Annotated in this window: 20 protein-coding genes; all 20 read right to left on the reverse strand. The window is 46.2% G+C overall.

The window, feature by feature from the left end; all coding sequences use genetic code 11:
* Positions 1–14 precede the first annotated feature (14 nt).
* The 20 genes from ABDK92_02380 to rbfA all read right to left on the reverse strand — a co-directional run bounded on the left by ABDK92_02380 (position 15) and on the right by rbfA (position 19,481).
* Complete coding sequence (locus ABDK92_02380) at positions 15–1,007, reverse strand: Gfo/Idh/MocA family oxidoreductase (GenBank protein ID MEN3185469.1); 993 nt, start codon at positions 1,005–1,007, stop codon at positions 15–17.
* Between the two features lie 6 nt (positions 1,008–1,013).
* On the reverse strand, positions 1,014–1,310 hold the full coding sequence (locus tag ABDK92_02385; protein ID MEN3185470.1) for a DUF1844 domain-containing protein: 297 nt from the start codon (positions 1,308–1,310) through the stop codon (positions 1,014–1,016).
* Positions 1,307–2,230, reverse strand: coding sequence for a tRNA (adenosine(37)-N6)-dimethylallyltransferase MiaA (gene miaA, locus ABDK92_02390; GenBank protein ID MEN3185471.1), 924 nt, complete (start codon positions 2,228–2,230; stop codon positions 1,307–1,309). Before miaA ends, ABDK92_02385 begins: the two co-directional genes overlap by 4 nt.
* Complete coding sequence (gene miaB, locus ABDK92_02395) at positions 2,227–3,567, reverse strand: tRNA (N6-isopentenyl adenosine(37)-C2)-methylthiotransferase MiaB (protein ID MEN3185472.1); 1,341 nt, start codon at positions 3,565–3,567, stop codon at positions 2,227–2,229. Before miaB ends, miaA begins: the two co-directional genes overlap by 4 nt.
* A gap of 94 nt (positions 3,568–3,661) precedes the next feature.
* Positions 3,662–3,928: a stage V sporulation protein S gene (locus ABDK92_02400; GenBank protein ID MEN3185473.1), complete on the reverse strand. Its 267-nt coding sequence runs from the start codon at positions 3,926–3,928 to the stop codon at positions 3,662–3,664.
* A gap of 19 nt (positions 3,929–3,947) precedes the next feature.
* Positions 3,948–4,736: a TIGR00282 family metallophosphoesterase gene (locus ABDK92_02405; GenBank protein ID MEN3185474.1), complete on the reverse strand. Its 789-nt coding sequence runs from the start codon at positions 4,734–4,736 to the stop codon at positions 3,948–3,950.
* A gap of 18 nt (positions 4,737–4,754) precedes the next feature.
* A complete protein-coding gene (gene rny, locus ABDK92_02410; protein MEN3185475.1) occupies positions 4,755–6,284 on the reverse strand; it encodes a ribonuclease Y in 1,530 nt (509 codons plus the stop codon).
* An 84-nt stretch (positions 6,285–6,368) separates the two neighbouring features.
* On the reverse strand, positions 6,369–6,812 hold the full coding sequence (locus tag ABDK92_02415) for a RecX family transcriptional regulator (protein MEN3185476.1): 444 nt from the start codon (positions 6,810–6,812) through the stop codon (positions 6,369–6,371).
* A 1-nt stretch (position 6,813) separates the two neighbouring features.
* On the reverse strand, positions 6,814–7,848 hold the full coding sequence (gene recA / locus ABDK92_02420; GenBank protein MEN3185477.1) for a recombinase RecA: 1,035 nt from the start codon (positions 7,846–7,848) through the stop codon (positions 6,814–6,816).
* Between the two features lie 5 nt (positions 7,849–7,853).
* A complete protein-coding gene (gene thpR / locus ABDK92_02425; GenBank protein ID MEN3185478.1) occupies positions 7,854–8,420 on the reverse strand; it encodes an RNA 2',3'-cyclic phosphodiesterase in 567 nt (188 codons plus the stop codon).
* A gap of 3 nt (positions 8,421–8,423) precedes the next feature.
* A complete protein-coding gene (locus tag ABDK92_02430; GenBank protein ID MEN3185479.1) occupies positions 8,424–9,668 on the reverse strand; it encodes a competence/damage-inducible protein A in 1,245 nt (414 codons plus the stop codon).
* Positions 9,665–11,008, reverse strand: a complete 1,344-nt coding sequence (gene rimO, locus ABDK92_02435) for a 30S ribosomal protein S12 methylthiotransferase RimO (GenBank protein MEN3185480.1) — start codon at positions 11,006–11,008, stop codon at positions 9,665–9,667. The genes ABDK92_02430 and rimO overlap by 4 nt, the downstream gene beginning before the upstream one ends.
* A complete protein-coding gene (locus tag ABDK92_02440; protein ID MEN3185481.1) occupies positions 11,005–11,739 on the reverse strand; it encodes a helix-turn-helix domain-containing protein in 735 nt (244 codons plus the stop codon). Before ABDK92_02440 ends, rimO begins: the two co-directional genes overlap by 4 nt.
* A complete protein-coding gene (locus tag ABDK92_02445) occupies positions 11,739–13,805 on the reverse strand; it encodes a DNA translocase FtsK 4TM domain-containing protein (protein MEN3185482.1) in 2,067 nt (688 codons plus the stop codon). The genes ABDK92_02440 and ABDK92_02445 overlap by 1 nt, the downstream gene beginning before the upstream one ends.
* A 34-nt stretch (positions 13,806–13,839) precedes the next feature.
* Complete coding sequence (locus ABDK92_02450) at positions 13,840–15,957, reverse strand: polyribonucleotide nucleotidyltransferase (protein MEN3185483.1); 2,118 nt, start codon at positions 15,955–15,957, stop codon at positions 13,840–13,842.
* Between the two features lie 16 nt (positions 15,958–15,973).
* The gene (gene rpsO, locus ABDK92_02455; GenBank protein MEN3185484.1) at positions 15,974–16,243 is read right to left on the reverse strand and encodes a 30S ribosomal protein S15; all 270 of its coding nucleotides are present in this window, start codon (positions 16,241–16,243) and stop codon (positions 15,974–15,976) included.
* Positions 16,244–16,249: 6 nt separating this feature from the next.
* Positions 16,250–17,230, reverse strand: a complete 981-nt coding sequence (locus ABDK92_02460) for a riboflavin kinase (GenBank protein MEN3185485.1) — start codon at positions 17,228–17,230, stop codon at positions 16,250–16,252.
* A 5-nt stretch (positions 17,231–17,235) separates the two neighbouring features.
* On the reverse strand, positions 17,236–18,156 hold the full coding sequence (gene truB / locus ABDK92_02465; GenBank protein MEN3185486.1) for a tRNA pseudouridine(55) synthase TruB: 921 nt from the start codon (positions 18,154–18,156) through the stop codon (positions 17,236–17,238).
* A complete protein-coding gene (locus tag ABDK92_02470; protein ID MEN3185487.1) occupies positions 18,131–19,135 on the reverse strand; it encodes a bifunctional oligoribonuclease/PAP phosphatase NrnA in 1,005 nt (334 codons plus the stop codon). The genes truB and ABDK92_02470 overlap by 26 nt, the downstream gene beginning before the upstream one ends.
* Positions 19,128–19,481 (reverse strand): 30S ribosome-binding factor RbfA, encoded by a 354-nt coding sequence (gene rbfA, locus ABDK92_02475; GenBank protein MEN3185488.1) that lies wholly within the window; start codon positions 19,479–19,481, stop codon positions 19,128–19,130. The genes ABDK92_02470 and rbfA overlap by 8 nt, the downstream gene beginning before the upstream one ends.
* Between the last annotated feature and the right edge of the window lie 15 nt (positions 19,482–19,496).

Below are 19,496 nucleotides of genomic sequence, written 5' to 3' on the forward strand. Positions count from 1 at the left end.
TCATGGTTTTTGATTCAATCTCCATACTCCCAAAGAGGTAAAACCCTCTCCATTTTGCCACTTGCCGCTGATCGGAGTGCTGCTTCGATTATGGCCTGTACGAAAACACCCTCTCGAAGTCCTACCGGAGGAGGTTGACCCTGGTCAAGGGCGTCAAAAAAACCCCGGAGTTCCTCAACTACAGCATCGGCGAGATGGACTTCGAGGATTTTTTCTTCTCCATCCCGACACACAAACAGCTTCAATCCTCTGATACCCGCGATATACCCTCCCTCTCCAACCAGCTGAAAACAAATATTGCGCCTCTGTTTTCCCGGGAACTCTGGATATCCACCCAGCCACCCCCCGTGGATGGTTGCCACCACCCCACTGGAGTAATGGAGGACAAGATATGCCCGGTCCTCCATGGTTCCTTTCTGAAAATTCTGTGTCTTGCAGAATACCTCTAAGGGACTCCCCGCGACAAGCCAGTTACCTAGGTCTATCACATGAGAGAGAATTTCATGGACAACACCACTTTCTAAGTACCACGGCTGAGGAGGGGTCGTCTGAAAATAGTCGAAAGCCAAAAACTGTAGAGGACCGATTATTCCCCTCGCAACCATCTCTTTTGCCATTCGAAAACCCGATTCAAACCGCATTTTATAGCCAATTCCCAATCGGATCCGCTCTTTTTTGCAGATTTCCTGTATTTTTTCTGTTTCTTCGAGTGTTCTGACCAGAGGTTTTTCGCAGAAAATATTCCTTACGCCTTCCTCAATAAGCTCAAGCAAAATTTGAGCGTGACTTACCGTGGGAGTGGCCACAAGAACCACATCCACCCCGGTTTGCACCAGTTCATGAATACTCCGGCAGTAGGTAGCCCCTATCCGTTGTGCGATGGCTCGTCCTTTCTCTTGCTGACGGCTCATCACTGCCATTACATCGATACCCAGCTTAGAGAGTGCCTGCTGGTGCAAAAGCCCCATACTCCCGATACCGATGATCCCCACTCGAAAACGAGTCATCTTTTATTAACCCCGAGCCAGTTCTTTCATCTTCTCCACGAAATTCAGTTGCAGGTTGGAAAGATGTAGCTCCAGCTCTCGCAGTTCATCTTTCACCAGATCCTTTTTAATGCTTTCGAGCACCACCGAATAGAGGTCAATCGCCTTACGAGCTTCTTCCAAATCAACCTGTATTTTTCCATTCTCAGGATGGACCATCAACCCCAGGTACTGCCAAGCTTTTGCCGAAAGAAGGTTCAAAAAATAGAAACCTAAATCCCGTATTTTTCCCGGTTCCTGTTTTTGATTTTCCTTTTCATTCACTCTACCACCCCCTCTTTTTTCAAAAATTGATAAATGTTCCTTGCCATTTGTTCCCAAGACATATTGTCTCCAGAAAACCACACCACTGGCCACTTTTTGAACCAATTCATCTGTCTTTTGGCTAAAAGGAAGGTCCCTTTTTTAATTCGTTCCTTAGCCTCTTCGAGCGAAATTACACCGTGAATGAGTTGAACCACGGGAAAATAGGTAAAATTATCGAGTGCCGGTATGGGGAAAGTATATCCCATATCAAAGAGTTTTTTCACTTCTTCAACAATTCCTTTTCGAAACATCGTTTCCACCCGTTCAGCAATCCTTCTCCTTAAGGTCTCCTTTTCCCAAGCGATACCAAAGAGAAGTGGGACAAAAATGGGAGAAGAGTTCTTCTTTTTCTCAGAAGGGAGATGACCGGTTTGGTAGATGATTTCCCAGGCGCGAATGAGTCGCTGACGATCACTTTTTCCCACCTTCCGGGCCCGAACCGGATCAACATCGTTCAACAAAGCAAAAATTTGTTCACTACGCAGCCGGGAAAGCCAAGCACGTACCCTCCAGTCTGGAGACGCTCCTTCACGGAAAGGCGTCTGCCAAAGGGTACGAAGATAAAAAGCAGTACCCCCAGTAACAATAGGGAAAACTTTCCTCCCTATCATCTCATGAAAAAGCCAGATAACCTCTCTTTTAAAGTCAAAAGCGCTCCACCGTTCTCTGGGATCAAGGAAATCAACCAAATGGTGGTGAACGGCCCTACGGGACTCCAGAGAAGGCTTATCGGTACCGACATCGAGGTACTTATAGACCGCCAAAGAATCAGCATAAATCAATTCAACGTTTTTGAGTTTCTCAGCTAAAACCAGAGATAAGCTCGTCTTCCCACTTCCGGTTGGACCAACAAGGCAAACCAGCTTACCTCCCATCATAGAGCTGGAGTGGTAACCTCCCCCTCTACCTTTGTTCCTTGTAACGACTGGAGTCGCACCACCATCTGCCTACCTGGTCGCACTCCTCCGTTCTTTTTCAAGTGTACTCGCAGGTTGCTTCGAGTATGAGCCACATAGTACACATCCTCTTCTTTTTCCACCAGCACTTCGACAGTGGTACCAAGTCTTTTCTCAATTTTACGAAGATAGATTTCACGCAAAAGAGCATTTAGCGTTCTTAGCCGCTCCTCTTTGGTCCTTTGGGGAACGTCGTCCCAAAGGCGGGCAGAAGCGGTGAGAGGCCGCGGCGAATAGATATAGGTATAAGCAATGTCAAACTGAATCGCCTCCACTACCTTTAACGTTTCCCGAAAGTCCTTTTCGGTCTCTCCCGGAAAACCAACGATGATATCGGTACCAATACCAACGTCAGGGAAACTATTTCGAATCAAATCGGCCATTTTAAGGTAATCACGCTGGGTGTAGCCTCTATTCATCAAAGATAGAATCCGATCCGAACCGGCCTGAAGAGGCAAATGAAAATAAGGGCAAAAGATAGCACTTCCCTGGACTCTTTCGATAATGCTTTTCCGCATATCCTTAGGGTGTGAAGTGATAAATCGAACCCAGATTTCCTCTTTCCCAAAAAGTCGTTCAATATCATCCAGCAGATGCTCGAAGGTATGTGGCACCCTTAAGTCTTTCCCGTAACTATTCACGTTTTGGCCCAGAAGAATGACCTCTGGGAAACCTTCTTGAAGAATATTCCCCAATTCTTCCAATACCAGATTTCCAGGCTTACTTCTTTGCCTCCCCGTTACATAGGGTACGACACAGTAACTACAAAAGTTATCACATCCATAGGTAATGGGAAGATAAGCAAACGTCCGAGATTCCCGGATATATCCACTCTCCAAAAACGGAGCAGGTTCTTCGCTATCAAAAAAGCAAATCTGTCCCTCCTTATCAAGGTTTTCTCGAAGCAAGGAAGGAATCACATCCCATCTCTGAGTTCCAGCCAAAAGCTTTGCCAGAGGTATTTTCTGCATAAGCTTTTCCCGAAGGAGTTCACTCATGCATCCACAGACTACCACTACCGGTGCTTTCCCTTTTCGAGAGACAATGTTTGTAACCATCTGATTCATGGCATTTACCGCTCGTTCTACGGCGTGTTCCCGAACAGCGCAAGTGTTAAAAATAAGGATGTCTGCTTCCTCGGGACGGGAAGCAGCAACAAAACCACTCTGGGAAAAGAGATAAGAGAGATGCTCAGAACGACTCTTATTCATCTGACAACCAAAAGTAATAACCCGAAAAGAAACATTTCTATCCATCATATTTCAAAAACGACGCACTTTTACCTTTATTCCAGTTCACTCAAAAAGCAAAAAAGCCTGCTTTCAAAGCAGGCTTTCTCAATAGGCCAAAACTCTAATCGTTACGAGGCTTAACAATCAATTTTATGGCAGTTCTCTCTTCCCCATCAATGGTGATGTCAGTAAAGGCAGGAATACATACGAGGTCAATGCCACTTGGCGCCACATATCCTCTGGCAATGGCTATTGCTTTGATCGCCTGATTCACTGCTCCTGCCCCTACTGCCTGTATTTCTGCTACACCCTTTTCCCTAATTGCTCCTGCCAGAGCACCAGCGACAGCGTTCGGATTCGATTTCGAAGATACTTTTAAAATATCCATGCTTTATTCCTCCTTGTACTCAAATCTCATCTTCGAATGGAATAGAAATACGGAATATATCCCGAGCTTTCCCTGTATCATCGTCAACATCCACCACAACGCCATTGAGTCTCAGATTGTGTTTCGCCACCTTATACCGGAAAGGCATTTGAGTGAGGAACCTGCCTATGATCTCACCTGTTTCTATCCCAATCACCGAGTCCTGCGCCCCGGTCATTCCAATATCGGTAATATAAGCGGTTCCCTGAGGAAGAACTCTTTCGTCAGCCGTAACTACATGAGTATGAGTACCAAAAACGCAAGAAACTTTCCCATCCAGAAACCATCCCATAGCCACCTTCTCTGAAGAAGCCTCGGCATGAAAATCAACGAGAATGATCGTGGTAAATTGCTTCAGGTGTTCAACTTCCTTGCACGCTCTCTGAAAAGGACAATCTAAGGGTGACATAAAAACTCTGCCGCTGAGGTTAATCACTGCCCATTTTTGGCCCTTTGATTCAAAAATTGCCGACCCTCTTCCTGGAACCCCCTCAGGGTAGTTAAGCGGTCGCAACAGGCGAGGTTGTTCACCAATATACCCCAGAATTTCTTTTTTATCCCAGACGTGGTTTCCAGTAGTCACCACATCGACACCCAAAGCAAGGATCTCGTTACAGACCTCCGGAGTAATCCCCAGACCTCCGGCTGCATTCTCTCCGTTGACCACAATAGCATCCACGTTAAACATCTGTTTTACCTTCGATAGTTGCGCACGTAGAACCCTTCTTCCAGGTTTACCAACCACGTCACCGACGAGCAAAAATTTCAAGCAACTCTCCTCCTACCCTTATTTCGCATATCCCACAGCTCTGGTTTCTCGGACTACTGTAACTTTAATTTGGCCAGGATATTCCAACTCATCCTCGATTCTCTTGGAAATCTCTCGGGCCAGCTTCGCGGCGCCGGCGTCATCAATTTTGTCAGGCTTAACAATAATTCGAACTTCTCTTCCAGCCTGAATGGCGTAGGATTTCTCTACTCCATCGAAAGAGTCAGCAATTTTTTCCAACCTTTCCAACCTCTTGATGTATGCCTCAAGACTTTCTCTCCTGGCTCCCGGTCGAGAAGCGGAGATGGCATCAGCAGCTTGGACCAGGACGGCTTCAATGGTCGCTGGTTCTACATCACCATGATGCGCCTCAATGGCATGGACAATTTCCCATTTTTCGCCGTACTTGCCAACCAGCTTCGCTCCAATTTCCGCATGAGGTCCTTCAACCTCGTGATCCAAAGCTTTACCAATATCGTGCAGTAACCCCGCTCTTTTGGCAACAGTCGCATTTAGCCCCAACTCCCAGGCCATTAATCCAGCAAAATGGGCTACCTCCTTCGAATGTTGCAATACGTTTTGTCCATAACTGGTACGGAAGTACAGCTTTCCCAGTAAATGTACCAGTTCAGAGTTAATCCCCTTAATTCCAGTATCAAAGAGGGCTTGCTCTCCCTCTTGAAGGATTTTCTCTTCCACCTGGGCTTTGGCTTTCTCAATCAATTCCTCAATCCGAGCCGGATGAATACGACCATCAACAATAAGCTTCTCCAGAGCAATGCGTGCAATTTCTCGCCGGATCGGGTCAAAACATGAGATGATGACCGCCTCAGGAGTATCATCAATGATCAAATCTACTCCAGTAATCATTTCGAAGGTTCTAATGTTCCGTCCTTCTCTTCCGATGATTCTTCCTTTCATTTCGTCATTTGGCAAACCAATCACCGAAACAGTATTTTCTACTGTAAAATCCGCAGCATAACGCTGAATACTCTGCACCACAATCTCCCGTGCCACTTTTTCCGATTCTTTTTTGGCTCGTTCTTCGGCTTCTTTAATCTTCAAGCCCACTTCGTACTCCAGAGTTTTCTCAATCCTTTGCAAGAGCTCTTCCCGAGCTTCTTCCAGAGAAAGACCAGCAATCCTTGACAGCTCCTGTATTTCTCGAGCTTTCATGGTTTCAACTTCCTTACGGACTCTTTCTACTTCCTCCTGAGTACGACGTAGAGCGTTTTCGGAACGTTCCAGCTGATCCAATCTCCGTTCCAGCATTTCTTCTCTGCGCAATAAGCGAGACTCAAGATTTTGCAACTCTTTTCGTTTATGCTGAATTTCTTCTTCAAGGTTTTGTTTCTCTCTCAGAATCTCTTCTTTTGCTACCAGGAGCGCTTCTTTTTTTAGATTCTCTGCCTGTCGACATGCTTCTTCAACAATCTCCCGCGCCTTATCTTGCGCATCCTCTTTTTTTTGCCGATTCTGTAGCGTGATCCATACTACACCTACCCCAAACCCTACCGCAACTCCTAACAGGATATATATAAACTCCATGTCTGGATTCACCCCTTATTCACTTTTCAATGTTCACTCTTACTACAAAGCTAAAGAATATTCTAATCGTACCCCCAACCCAAGTCAAGAATACGAAGAGCCTTCTAACCGGCTCCAAGCCCTTTCAATGGCCTCCCAGGTAAAGCCTTTTCGCAATAACTTTCTCTTGATTTTCACCTCGTCCTCTCCACGCTCTTTACCCGCCTGGAGTAATCGCAGAGCATCCTCGATTTCCGCCTCAAGAGGATAAAAATCTTCCCGCAGGGAGTGCAAATACGGCCACCCCACACCCTTCCGTTGCAACTCATCAGCGATGGCTAAATATCCTTTGGGCCGGCTCCTTCGACCTTCCAGATACACCTTCACGTATTCTGCGTCGTTGAGATAACCCTTCTCTTGAAGAAATGCAATCGCCTCTTCTATCTCCCTCTCCTCAAAACCATCCTGACGTAACTTTGTGGAAAGTTCCTGCACCGTATACATCTTTCTATTGAGATATCGCCAGCATTTTTGGAGTATTTTGTCCATCTCAACCCAGAGCAACCTTGGGGTCAATATTCAGCTTTTCCAGAGCCGCAAATACCATTTTTTCACTCACTTCAGGGTTTTCTTTCAAAAATTGCCGCACCGCATCCCTTCCCTGACCTAAGCGGTACTCTCCGAAGGAAAACCAGCTTCCCGACTTCTTCAATATCCCAGCCATTTCTCCAAGAGTCAGGATTTCTCCCTCCCTCGATACACCTTCACCATAAATTACTTCCAGTTCCGCCTCCTTAAAGGGTGAAGCCAATTTATTCTTTACCACTCGTACCTTGGTTTTCGCTCCGATGATTTCATCACTGCTTCCTATCTTGATAAAATCCTTTTTTCTTACGTCCAGCCGCACTGTAGCGTAAAACTTAAGCGCCCTGCCTCCGGGAGTGGTCTCTGAAGGCCCGTACATGTTACCAATTTTCTCTCGTAACTGGTTCACAAAGATCACCACAGTTTTGGTCTTACTGATATACCCGGTCAATCTTCTCAAAGCCTGAGACATCAAGCGGGCCTGCAAACCAACCGATGGCTCACCAATGTTTCCATCAAGTTCAGCGCTCGGAACCAGTGCAGCAACCGAATCGAGTACCACCACATCAATACTACCACTGCGCACCAGGGCATCAATGATGTCCAGAGCTTCCTCAGCGGTACCAGGCTGGGAGATAAGGAGTTTGTCGATCTGGACTCCAATTTTGCCAGCATAGGTTGGATCAAGGGCATGTTCAGCGTCAATAAAGACGGCAACTCCTCCTTTTTTCTGCGCTTCCGCGATGACGTGCAGAGCAATGGTTGTCTTCCCCGATGCTTCAGGACCGAAGATTTCCACAATCCGACCCCGGGGAAGCCCTCCCACCCCTAAGGCAATATTCAGGAGAATGGATCCAGTCTTGATTACTTCCACATCCGTCACCAACACGTTCTGGGAAAGAAACATGATTGCTCCTCGGCCGTACTTCCTCTCTATAAGGCCAATTGCCTGTTGTAAAGTGGCCTCTCGCTCCGTTCGAACGTTTTTTTCTTCACCCATCCCATTCACCCCTTTAAATCAAAAGCAAAAAGTTCCCGATAAATTGGCCCCTGCGGAGTGAGCGTGCTTTGGAACAAGACGATCCTTTGAATCGCAGCAACCAGAGGGTTTTCGATTTTCCAATCTGAGGGAGAAAAACATACTGGATGGTGCAATCTCGCCAGGGTAACATGTGGTATTAGCTCTTTTTTGTCTTCAGTTGCCATCTTTGCTGCCTTCAAGTTCTGGAGGAGCACTGCACCAATTCGTTTCGTTCTCTCTTCTCCATCCTCATCAAAGCCCACCCAGAGCACTCGAACTCTATTCCAGGAAGGAAAAACTCCTATTCTTCTCAAATCAGAATAAAAAGAAGAAAAATGAGCACCCAAATCTTCCAAAATACTTTTTATATCCTTTGTGCACCTTACTGGAAGAGCCGGGAAAAAAGCAAGGGTAACATGAAGCTGGTCCTTCCGCACCCATTTGGCCTGGGGATAACACTCTTTCCATCTCATTATCATCTCTTCCAGAAAATCCTTGGTCGCCGCATCCAAATCAAGAGCGATAAAACTCCTTATACGTTCTTCTTCCACTTATCATCCTCTCCTCCGCAAAAATAAAAAAAGCATGCTGAGTGCGAACTGTGAAGCAAATCTTTTGTTCATCAATCGGTCTCCACCAAATTGGTATTTCTTGACTTCTACGCCCTTTCGATCGGCCAATGCCATATACGTCAACCCCACCGGCTTTGCCTCTGTTGCCCCCGTTGGCCCAGCAATGCCGGTTATTCCTATACCAATATCAGCGGACGCCTTTTCCTTTACCCTCTGAGCCATCAAACAGGCTACCTCTTCACTGACTGCACCCTTCGTCTCGAGCACCTCTTCTGGCACCCCAAGTTCTTCCATCTTAGCTCTATTACTATAGACAATATACCCCCTTTCGAAGTACTCCGAACTTCCAGGAATATTTGTGATTCGGTCACCGAGCAATCCTCCCGTGCAGGATTCCGCTATGGCTATCTTGAATTTTTTCTCCCGCAGCATTTTCCCGATCGCTTCTTCCAGAGTATCACCATAGGAGGAAAAAAGAAAGTCCCCATAAGTGCTCGCTAATTCCGCAGCGATTTTGTCTAATTCCTCTCGTCTTTCGCTTCCAGCTTCACGAACGTAAAGATAGAACCAGACCTCCCCATAATTGGGGAGAAAAGCGAAATGGATTCCCTCAGGGAGAGAAGCCAAAAAGGGTTTCATCAAAGTAGCCAGCTGTGACTCCCCAATTCCACAGAACTTCAATATCTTCGTACGATAAAAAGAGAAACCAGTGGCATGGATTTCCTTGGCAATCGTACCCCAGAGAAACTCAGCCTCTCTGGGGACTCCAGGAACTACGAAAATCGTCTTCCCCAGCGTTTTTATCTTAAATCCCGGAGCGGTTCCCAGCTGGTTGGAAAGCACTGTAGCGCCTCTTGGTACCAAAGCCTGTTTTTTATTGTTTTCAGGTGGTTCAGTTTTTCTCAAATTCCAGTAAAACTGACAAATTTTTTTCCATACGGACTCATCGAAGACCAGCTCTAACCCCAATAGTTCAGCAATAACCTCTTTTGTAAAATCGTCTTCCGTTGGTCCCAATCCCCCCGACACAATGATCACTTCAATCTCGGGGTCATGAAGAAAAAAACTGAGACCATTGGTAATATCGTTCTTCTCATCTGGAACAAACATCACAAACTTTGGAAATACTCCGTTCTCTGCCAACTTCTGGGAAAAGAAGTACGCATTAGTATCACGAATCAGCCCGGTCACCAGTTCTGTCCCCACACAGAGAATACCAGCTTTCAAACTATCTCCCCCTCTAGCTCATATGCAGAACCTTTTTTAACCCTTACCTGCAATATCGTTCCTGGAACAAACCGCTTTTTCCCGGTTACCCACACCTTGATTCGACAATCAACCTGAGGCGCATCCCCATACGTTCGACCCCAAAGGTAGCGTTTTCCTCCACTTTGAGGACCTTCCTCCAGAATCACCTCCACCGTTTGACCTACAAGACCCCGATGAATCTCTTCCATAACCCCTTCCTGAAGATGCATGAGTATTTGATAGCGTTCTCTTTTGACCGTTTCTTCCACCATCTGGTTCAGAGTGAAAGCAGGAGTCCCTGGTTCCGACGAATAGCAAAATACCCCCATTCTTTCAAAGCGAACGTGGTACACAAAATTCAGGAGTTCTTCGAAAATTTCTTCATCTTCACCAGGAAAACCAACCATAAGGGTGGTCCTCAGGAAAACCCCAGGAATGAACGTCCTGATTCGAAGAAGTTGTTCCTCAAGCTGGGCTCGCGAAAAGGGACGATTCATACCTTGTAAAATACGAGCATTAATGTGCTGCAGGGGAACATCAAGATATTTCACAACCTGCCTTGTGGAAGCCACCACCTCCAGAAGCTGGTCATCAATCCCGTAAGGTGATACATACAAGAGTCGTAGCCACACCGAAGACGGCAGGTTTTCTCCCAACTTTTTCAGGAGAAAAGGTAAGCTCCTCCGATGATACAAGTCTAAGCCGTAGGAAGATAAATCCTGTGCCACAAGAATGATTTCCCGAACACCCATCTCCACTAAGTTCAAAGCTTCCTGGATAATATCCTCCCAAGGTCGGCTCCGCAACGGACCACGTATAAGCGGAATGACGCAAAAACTACAGTGGTTATTGCAACCCTCGGCAATTTTAATATAGGCATAATGAGAGGGAGTGGCAAGCAATCTCTCGGTCCCGTGGTCGTAGAGAAAAGGAGGTCCATCGATAAAAAGCCGAGATGCAGCACTGTGTTCACCGTTTTTTAGAATTTCTACAATGTGTGGAAAATCGTTCACTCCAATCCAGTAATCGACTTCGGGATACAGAGAGAGCGCCTTTTCTTTGATTCTTTCCACATAACAGCCCATGACTACCAGAACCTTACGAGGGTCTTTCTTTTTGAGCGATACAAATTTTCTGATCCATTCCTCTGTTTCACGGCGAGCATCATCGATAAAAGCACAGGTGTTTAAAACAAGAACCTGCGCTTCTTCCAAAGAGGAAAAAAAATTATACCCTGCAGAAACCAGCTTACCTAAAGCGATTTCTGAATCAACCAGGTTTTTATCGCAACCCAAACTTACAAAGGCAATACGTTTCACGGTCCAAAGGTTTGTTCGAAATCGCCACCCTCTGAAGCGAGATAACCCAGGTCGTTCCCGTTATGGTTTACCTTAATCCTATCACCGTCTTTTCCTGAAATCTCAATTGGCTCATTACTTTTAAAAATGTAACGCTTCCCGGGAACCAGTATCCCTGAAAACACGATCCGGTCCCCAGAACGAACTTCGCTCCAAGACAATCGCTCCGGCTCAAGCACCACCACAACTGAGAATTCAGGAATAGGCTGAGGAGTAGGAAGCACCACTTCCGGAGATACCGCTTCTTCGGCAGCAGGCACAGTACGATCTTCCTGGTTGAGCTTTGAGAAAATGGGCAAACGGTAAGAAATCAGAATGAAAACGAATGCCACCAGTAGTATGGTAAAGGTTACCATGAGGAAACGCAGGATATTCTTGTTTTTCTTTCGTCTCCCAGATATTTTCTCTGGCACAAGCGATACTTTTTCCTCTATCCCCCCATACGCTTGCTTGAACAAAGCAAGCACTTCTTGGGAATCAACCCCTAAGAAACGGCTATAGATTTTCAGATATCCAGAAGCATATGTCCTTCCTGGAAGCCTATGCCATTCGCCATTTTCCAATGCTTCTAAATAAAGTGGAGAAATCAAGGTAGCTTCGCTCGCTTTTGCTAGATCCACCTTCCGTTCTTCCCGTTTCTTTCTTAGAAACTCCCCCAGTTGAACAGCAACTTCAATATTAAAATTGACCATTACTGTTCCCCTCTCCTCATGATAACTTTTCTCGGCTTACTCCCCTCATATGGGCCAACGATTCCCTCTCTTTCCATTCTTTCAATAAGCCGGGCAGCACGGTTAAACCCAATACGCAACCTCCTTTGCAGAAGCGAAGTGGAGGCCCGGCCACTCTCCATAACGATTTTTACCGCCTCTCCGTACACGTCGTCCTCGTCTTCAGAAATTTCTACTTCTTCGTCCCGAAATACGAACTCCATGGAATAATGGATGCTCCCTTTCTGCCTCGACCAGTGTTCCACCACTTTTTTCGTTTCCTCAGTGCTAATAAAAGCCCCCTGCCCTCGAATGGGTTTACCGACCCCGATGGGGGCAAACAACAAATCACCGTTCCCCAGGAGCTTCTCGGCTCCCGGCATATCCAGGATGGTCCGAGAATCAACCTGAGAATAGACTGCAAAAGCCAACCGGGAAGGAAAATTAGCCTTAATGAGGCCGGTAATCACATCCACCGAAGGTCTCTGGGTAGCAACGACAAGGTGAATGCCTACAGCCCTGGCCATTTGAGCCAGTCGGCAGATATATCCCTCCACATCCGAAGCAGCCGTCATCATCAAATCGGCAAGTTCATCAATAACGACCACCACATACGGTAACTGCTCTTTCTTTTCCACCAAACGGTTGTATTCGTCAACGTTCCGACAGGAAAGTTCCGAAAGGAGTTCATATCTCGAATCCATCTCCCGGCACAACCATTTTAAGAATTTGATGACCAGACGGACCTCAGAAATGACCGGGCCACAAAGATGAGGAAGTCCAGCATAGAGAGAAAGCTCAACCTTTTTGGGATCGATAAGGGCAATACGCAGAACATTTGGGTCAGATCGAAACAGTAGGCTCGCCAGAATTGTGTTAATACAGACACTCTTCCCTGAACCCGTTGCCCCAGCGATGAGCAAATGTGGGGCTTCACGCAGGTCCCAGATCAGTGGCTTTCCAGCAACATCTTTCCCCAGCGCAATCTTAAGAGGAGATGGGTCCTGGTAAAACCCTTCCTCTTCCACCAATTCCCGCAGAGAAACAATTTCTTTACGCCGGTTTGGAATCTCAATACCGACTGCAGAACGACCAGGAATAGGAGCTTCGATCCTCACCGCCGCCACCGCAAAGGCTAAAGCAATGTCGTTAGACAAATTGACTATTTTGTTCACCTTAACTCCCGGGGCAGGCTGGAATTCGTACCTGGTCACGGTGGGACCAACCTGAAAATTAGTCACTCTTCCAGCCACATTAAACTCTGCCAGGGTTTTTTCCAGTTTGGCTATTTCTTCGGCAATCTCTTTTCGGGTTTTTTCCTCTCCTTTAGCAGAATGAGAGGAAAGAATTCTTGAGGAAGGCAAAATCCATTCCTCCACTTCCTGGGGAGGAACAGATTTTTTTATTCTCTTGGGGCTCGATGTCTTGGAAACCAGAGAAGTAACTTCAAAGACTTCCTCAATTGAAGAAGCAGGAAAAACAGGAGAAGAAACAGGAGATTTCCAAGCCTCAGAAGAAGTGGAGTCGGAAGGAATCTTTTCAGGCTTTATAGAACCAGGCTTCTTACCCAAGGATTTTGCAAAGTGCACAAGTTGTCGAATCAGCTTTCCTTCACCAAGAAGGTACGTACCCAGAAATGCAAAGAGGAACAGGAAAAGAAGGGTCCCACTCTCCCCCAGATAACGATTCAGTAGGGAATACAGAGCACTTCCAACCCTACCACCAAGATTGTAGTCTACAAGAATAACCTGGCTTTTCACTGCCCTTCTTTCCACCAATGTCAGAAAGATAAACAACCAGAGCAAGAGACCAATGATTCGACCGATAAATCTATATCGTCTCACCAGGTTCAAGATGGCAATTTCGTAGGCAAGGTACGCCAAAAAAAATGGTAGCGCATAAGCCCCTATCCCCAGGGTAAAAAGAAAACTCACTTTGATCTTTTCCCCGATTACACCAACGCTAGTGGAGAAAAAAGACAACAAAATATAAAGGGCAAAAACACCCAGAAAGGAGACAATTACAATTTTCCTTCCCTGCTCTGGCATCGTTTGTCAATCGCTCTCCTTACCCCTGCCGTCATCACTTTCGACGGGGGTAAGTTTTCGTCTCTTTGATAGGGGATACAGTTGATGCTGCTTCTTTGTGGCTAAGGGTAATTCTCCCCAGAGAATCAATTCCTGTGACCTTGACCAGCAAATCATCTCCTACTTTGGCCACATCCTCCACCCGGCGCACCCGTTCACTAGACAATTGTGAAATGTGGCACAATCCTTCCCGACCAGGAAATATTTCCACAAATGCTCCAAAATCGGCAACACGAGTCACCTTACCAAGGTAGATTTTACCCACCTCGACGTCCTGGGTTACATTCCGAATCATTTCAATGGCCCTGGCTTTCCCCTCTTCGTTCCGCGAAAACACCATCACCTTTCCATCATCTTTAATATCAATCGTGACACCCGTTTCCTCGACAATTCGTTTGATAATTTTTCCCCCAGGACCAATCAAGGCTCCAATCCGATCCGGGTTGACTTCTACGATACCAATTCTTGGGGCATATGGTGAAATATACTCTCGAGGACGACTGAGCACTGCATCCATAATGTCAAGAATACGCCATCTTCCCTCTTTTGCTTCCAGGAGTGCTTGCCCCAAAAGTTCATGGCTCAAGCCCCTGTTTTTTACATCAAGCTGAATTGCCGTAATACCACTGCGGCTTCCGGCCACTTTAAAGTCCATTTCTCCATAATGGTCCTCAGAGCCAAGGATATCTCTCAGCAACATCCATCGGTCCTGAGAACGAATAAGACCAATTGATAATCCAGCACAAGCCGCCTTGATGGGAACACCGGCATCCATGAGGGAAAGACTGCCTCCGCATACCGTGGCCATGGAAGAAGATCCATTTGATTCCAGAATTTCAGAAACCACTCTGATGGTGTATGGAAACTCCTCCTCCGGGGGAATAAAGCATTCAAGCGCCCTTTCTGCCAGAGCCCCATGACCAATCTCCCGTCGTCCAGGCCCTCTGAGGGGTCGCACTTCTCCAGTGCTATAAGGAGGAAAATTATAATGGAGCATGAACCGCTTTGCTTCTTCCTCTTGCAAACCGTCTACTTTTTGCTCCTCACTTTTTGCCCCCAAAGTGGTAATAACCAGAGCCTGGGTCTGACCCCTGGTGAAAAGGGAAGAACCATGGGTACGTGGCAGGAAACCCACTTCACAACTTATCGGCCTTATGTCCTGTGGAGTTCTTCCGTCCTGGCGGTATCCAGTGGTAAAAATGAGCCTCCGAACTTCTTCTTTCATTAATCTTTCCCAGGCTACGGTGAAGAAATTTGGCGTCCCGAATCGAGTTTCTCCTTCTTCGACGAACTTTCGGAAAAGGACCCGCATTTCCCCCTCCCGTACTTTTTTATCAGGAATGGTGATTCTTTTACGCACCTCATCCTGATAATTTTCGAGCAACCAGTCCCATAAACTTTCCCAAAATTCAGGTATCTTCAATTCTAATTTCGGCTTCCCAATCTGACGGATGATCTCCTCTTGCTGGTCAATACTTCTTTGGATTTCCTGATACCCGATCCGTAAAGCCTCTTTTACCCTTTCTTCATCGACTTCCCTGGCACCTGCTTCAATCATGGTGATTCCTTCCCTGGTTCCGGCAATCACCATATCCATCCCGCTTGAGGTCAATTTATCCAGAGTCGGATTAATCAGAATTTCATTGCCAATTAACCCCACTCGACAGGCTCCTACTGGCCCCTCAAAGGGGATTTCCGAAATACCCAGAGCCAAGGAAGCACCAATAATCGAAATAACATCAGGGGGATGGATCTCATCCACAGAAAGAACGGTTACCACAACCTGAATTTCGTTGCGGCAGAATTCAGAAAACAAGGGCCTGATGGAACGGTCAATAAGCCGAGCACTCAGAATCGCTGCTACCCGGGGCTTTCCTTCTCTTTTGATAAATCCCCCTGGAATCTTTCCCGCAGCATAAAAACGTTCTTCAAACTCCACCGAAAGAGGCGTAAAATCGACATCCTCCTTACTTTCTTCGTTCGTCGTAGCGGTAACCAGAACTACTGTATCGCCATACCGAACGGTAACCGCTCCTCCTGCCTGTTGTGCCAGTTTCCCTGTCTCGATAATCAGCGACTCATTTCCAAAACCAATTTCCCATTTCTTTTCTATTGTAAACAACCTCCTCTTACTTCCTCAAACCTAATTTTTCCAAGATTGCGTAGTATCGATCCAGGTGGTATTTTTTCAAATAATTCAAAAGCCTCCTTCTTTGGCCAACCATCATAAAGAGACCTCTCCGAGAATGAAAATCCTTTGGATGCTGCTTTAAATGGTCCGTTAATTCTTTGATTCTCACCGTCAAAAGTGCGATTTGCACCTCAGGAGAACCAGTATCTTCACCGTGAATTTTAAACTGTTCTATAATTTCCTTTTTCCTTTCTTTTGTGAGCGTCAACTTTTTCTACACCTCCACTATAGCATTCAAAGGGTAGTTTATCACACTGCTTCGCCCCTGTAAATATCGGTAAAACGCTTCCAAATCGAGGTCCATCTGGTTCTTCAGCTTCTGGATAGAAGAAAAGGCTCTCTCCCCGCGGATAAAAGCAACTAACTGGACAACCATCCTTTTTCCATAAAGACCAGGAGACTGAAAGGAAGGAATAAAAGTTTCAACGACTCTACGGTGGTAATCCTTCAAGGTAGGCCGATATCCCACATGGGTGAGAGCAGGCATCCAATCCTTTAGACCTTTCCAGAACACATACGAAACGTACACTCCATGAGGAGGAAGAATTTTAACCGCTGGGGGATAGAGATTCGCCGTTGGAAAACCCAGCTTGCTCCCCAGCTTTCTCCCTTTTCGTACCGTTCCAATAATGGTGAAATTGTAACCCAAAAGGCGATTCACCTCGTTCAGTTCACCTCGAGTGAGCAATGTTCGAATGCCAGAACTCGATATGCATACTCCGTTATCCTCAAGAGAGGGAATACATACCACTTCCACTCCCTTTGCCCCGAAGTATCGTCGAATTAACGGTACGTCCCCAGCCGCCTGATACCCAAAACGGAAATTTTCTCCCACAAAAACCTTTTCTGGAGAAAGCCGAGAGTAAATGCCATGTAAAAACTCTTGAGGGGAAGTAAAGCGCATGGCTGCATCAAACCGAAGAAAACGCACCAGCATTCCCGGAAAAAACTGCTGAATAAGACGACACTTCTCTCCATATGTCGTAAGGTACTGTAACACATACCTTCCTCGCCCAGCCAGGAAATTCTGAGGATGAGGGTAAAATGTAATAACTTCCACATTATCTTCACCATGGACTTTGAAACGGTACGCTGTTTTCAGTACTTCCTGGTGTCCTCGATGCAGACCATCAAAAAAACCCAAAGCCACAACCCGCTTTCCCAAGAGGCTTTTCCATCCCCGAATTACGTGCATTGCTTTTACTCCGGAAGAACGATTTTGGGCTGCAATTGCCAGGGTCCCGTTTTTTTGCCCAACCCTAAAAATTGACCATCTCGGTACACTTTGAACCAGTTCCCTTCTTCCACAGGGACACCTCTCACCATATTCCCATTCCTGAAGTGTCTTGCTGTCTCTTCGTTTACCGTAATCGAAGGTATCCAGTACAACCCTTCATCAATGGAAAATGACTTTTCCCAAAGAACACTCCTGGTCATACAACCATCAAAAACATCAATACTCCCCTCAAAATTGAATTTCCCTACGCTTTCCCGTCGCAACGCAAAGAGGTATGCTCCCAATCCTAATCTCTTTCCCAATTCGAAAGATAGGCTCCGCACATAGGTTCCACTGGAACACTCTACCAGAATCTCTGCCTCTCCAAACCGCCCTTCCTGACACCTCACCAGGGTTAGGGAATAGATTTGAACCGTTTTTCTCAACTCTGGAACAGTAAGACCCTTTCGGGCATATTTGTGGAGTGATTTCCCTTTATACTTGGAAGCAGAAAATGCCGGGACCCTCTGTACAATCGTTCCTTGATATTCCTCGAGAACCTGAACCAGTTGTTCCATCTGCAACTCACCCTGACTCCATTCCGTAATCCGGCCATGAACATCATAGGTATCGGTACTTATGCCAAAGCGAATCCACGCCCGGTACACTTTAGAAAGACTCTGAAAAAGAGAGGAAAAACGAGTAGCTTTCCCCCAGCAAACTACGAGGACTCCTCTTGCAAACGGATCCAAAGTTCCCGCGTGTCCGGCTTTACTCCCAAGAACGGCACCAACTCTTTCCACAACCTGTCTGGAGGTAAAACCTACCGGTTTATAGACGTTCAGAATTCCTCCCGAAATCTCCGCTCCAAATCCCATTTCATCGTATGGCGGTTTTCGACCCATAGGGGACACTTTGCACAAATTTCAGCACTTTCTGGATGACCGTTTCCAGTTCTCCGGTAATCTTAAAACCAGCCGCTTTTAAATGTCCCCCTCCTCCGAAATGGTGGGCAATTGAAAGGACCTCACGTTCTCCCTGCGCCCTTAGACTAACTTTGAAAACCTTCTCCTCAGTTTCTCTGAAAAGAATGGAAATCTCCACCCCGGGAATGTACAGACCATAATCCACAATTCCTTCCGTATCTTCTACCCCGGCATGGAACTCGGCGAAATCCCGCCTTACAAGATACGTGTAGGAAATACCAGAATCACCATCATAAACCAGGCGTTCCAGAGCACGCCCCAAAAGTTTCAAGGCCTCGGAACGCCGAAAACGGAAGTTGTAACGCATGACTTCGGAAACCGAAGCTCCATGCACAATAAGGTCTTCGAGAATAGTAAGCATTCTAGAATCAATTTCCACAAAGCTAAAACCACCGGTATCAGAAATAAGTCCGTTCAGAATACTTGAAGCAACGAATTTATTGAGTGAAATGTTCATCTCCTTGAACAACGCATATACCAACATGGTTGAGGATGCTTCCGGGGCTACCCAGTTCACGTTGCCGAAGAAAGAATTATCAGGATGATGGTCAACGTTAATAACGAAGGAAAATTTTTTGACCATCTCGCTCATCTCCCCTAAGCGGGATAGATTGGAACAGTCCACGACAATTAACGCTTCAAAGACATGCTCTTTTCCAAGGTACGCTTGACAGAAATCATTATAGGAAAGGATTTTCTCTGTCTCAGGGAGAAACCTGCAAAAGTAAGGCACACTCCCATTATTCACCATGATAACATGTTTACCCAAAGAGGAAAGCAACGCATAGAAAGACAGGAGTGCTCCAATTCCATCACCATCGACATTCTGGTGTGAGACCACCACAAAATGGTGGTGCGATTGAATGGCTTCGATAACCTCGATAATGGATTTATTCATTTCTTTCTTCTTGTTCCATCCGATTAAGAAGTGCTACAACCTGAAAAGCTTTTTCAAAAATATTGTCAGCTACAAAAAGGATTTCGGGCATAAACCTTATCCGGATTCGCTGGGCCAGCTCTGCTTTCACAAAACCAGTAGCTTTCTGGAGAATTTTTATTTTTTCTTCTCTTTCCTCTCCCTCTTCGAAACTGACAAAAATTTTTGCCTGTCGGATATCTGGTGAGACCTCAACCCTCGTGATGGTGAATCGCTTGATACGAGGATCCTCAACCCGCGAAAGGAGTATTTGAGAAACTTCCCTTTTTATCAACTCAGCAACCCTTTTGGGTCTTTGTTCTTTCACGCTCTTTCACCACAC

Source organism: Atribacterota bacterium, from assembly GCA_039638595.1.
GTDB lineage: Bacteria > Atribacterota > Atribacteria > Atribacterales > Caldatribacteriaceae > Profundicultor > Profundicultor thermophilus.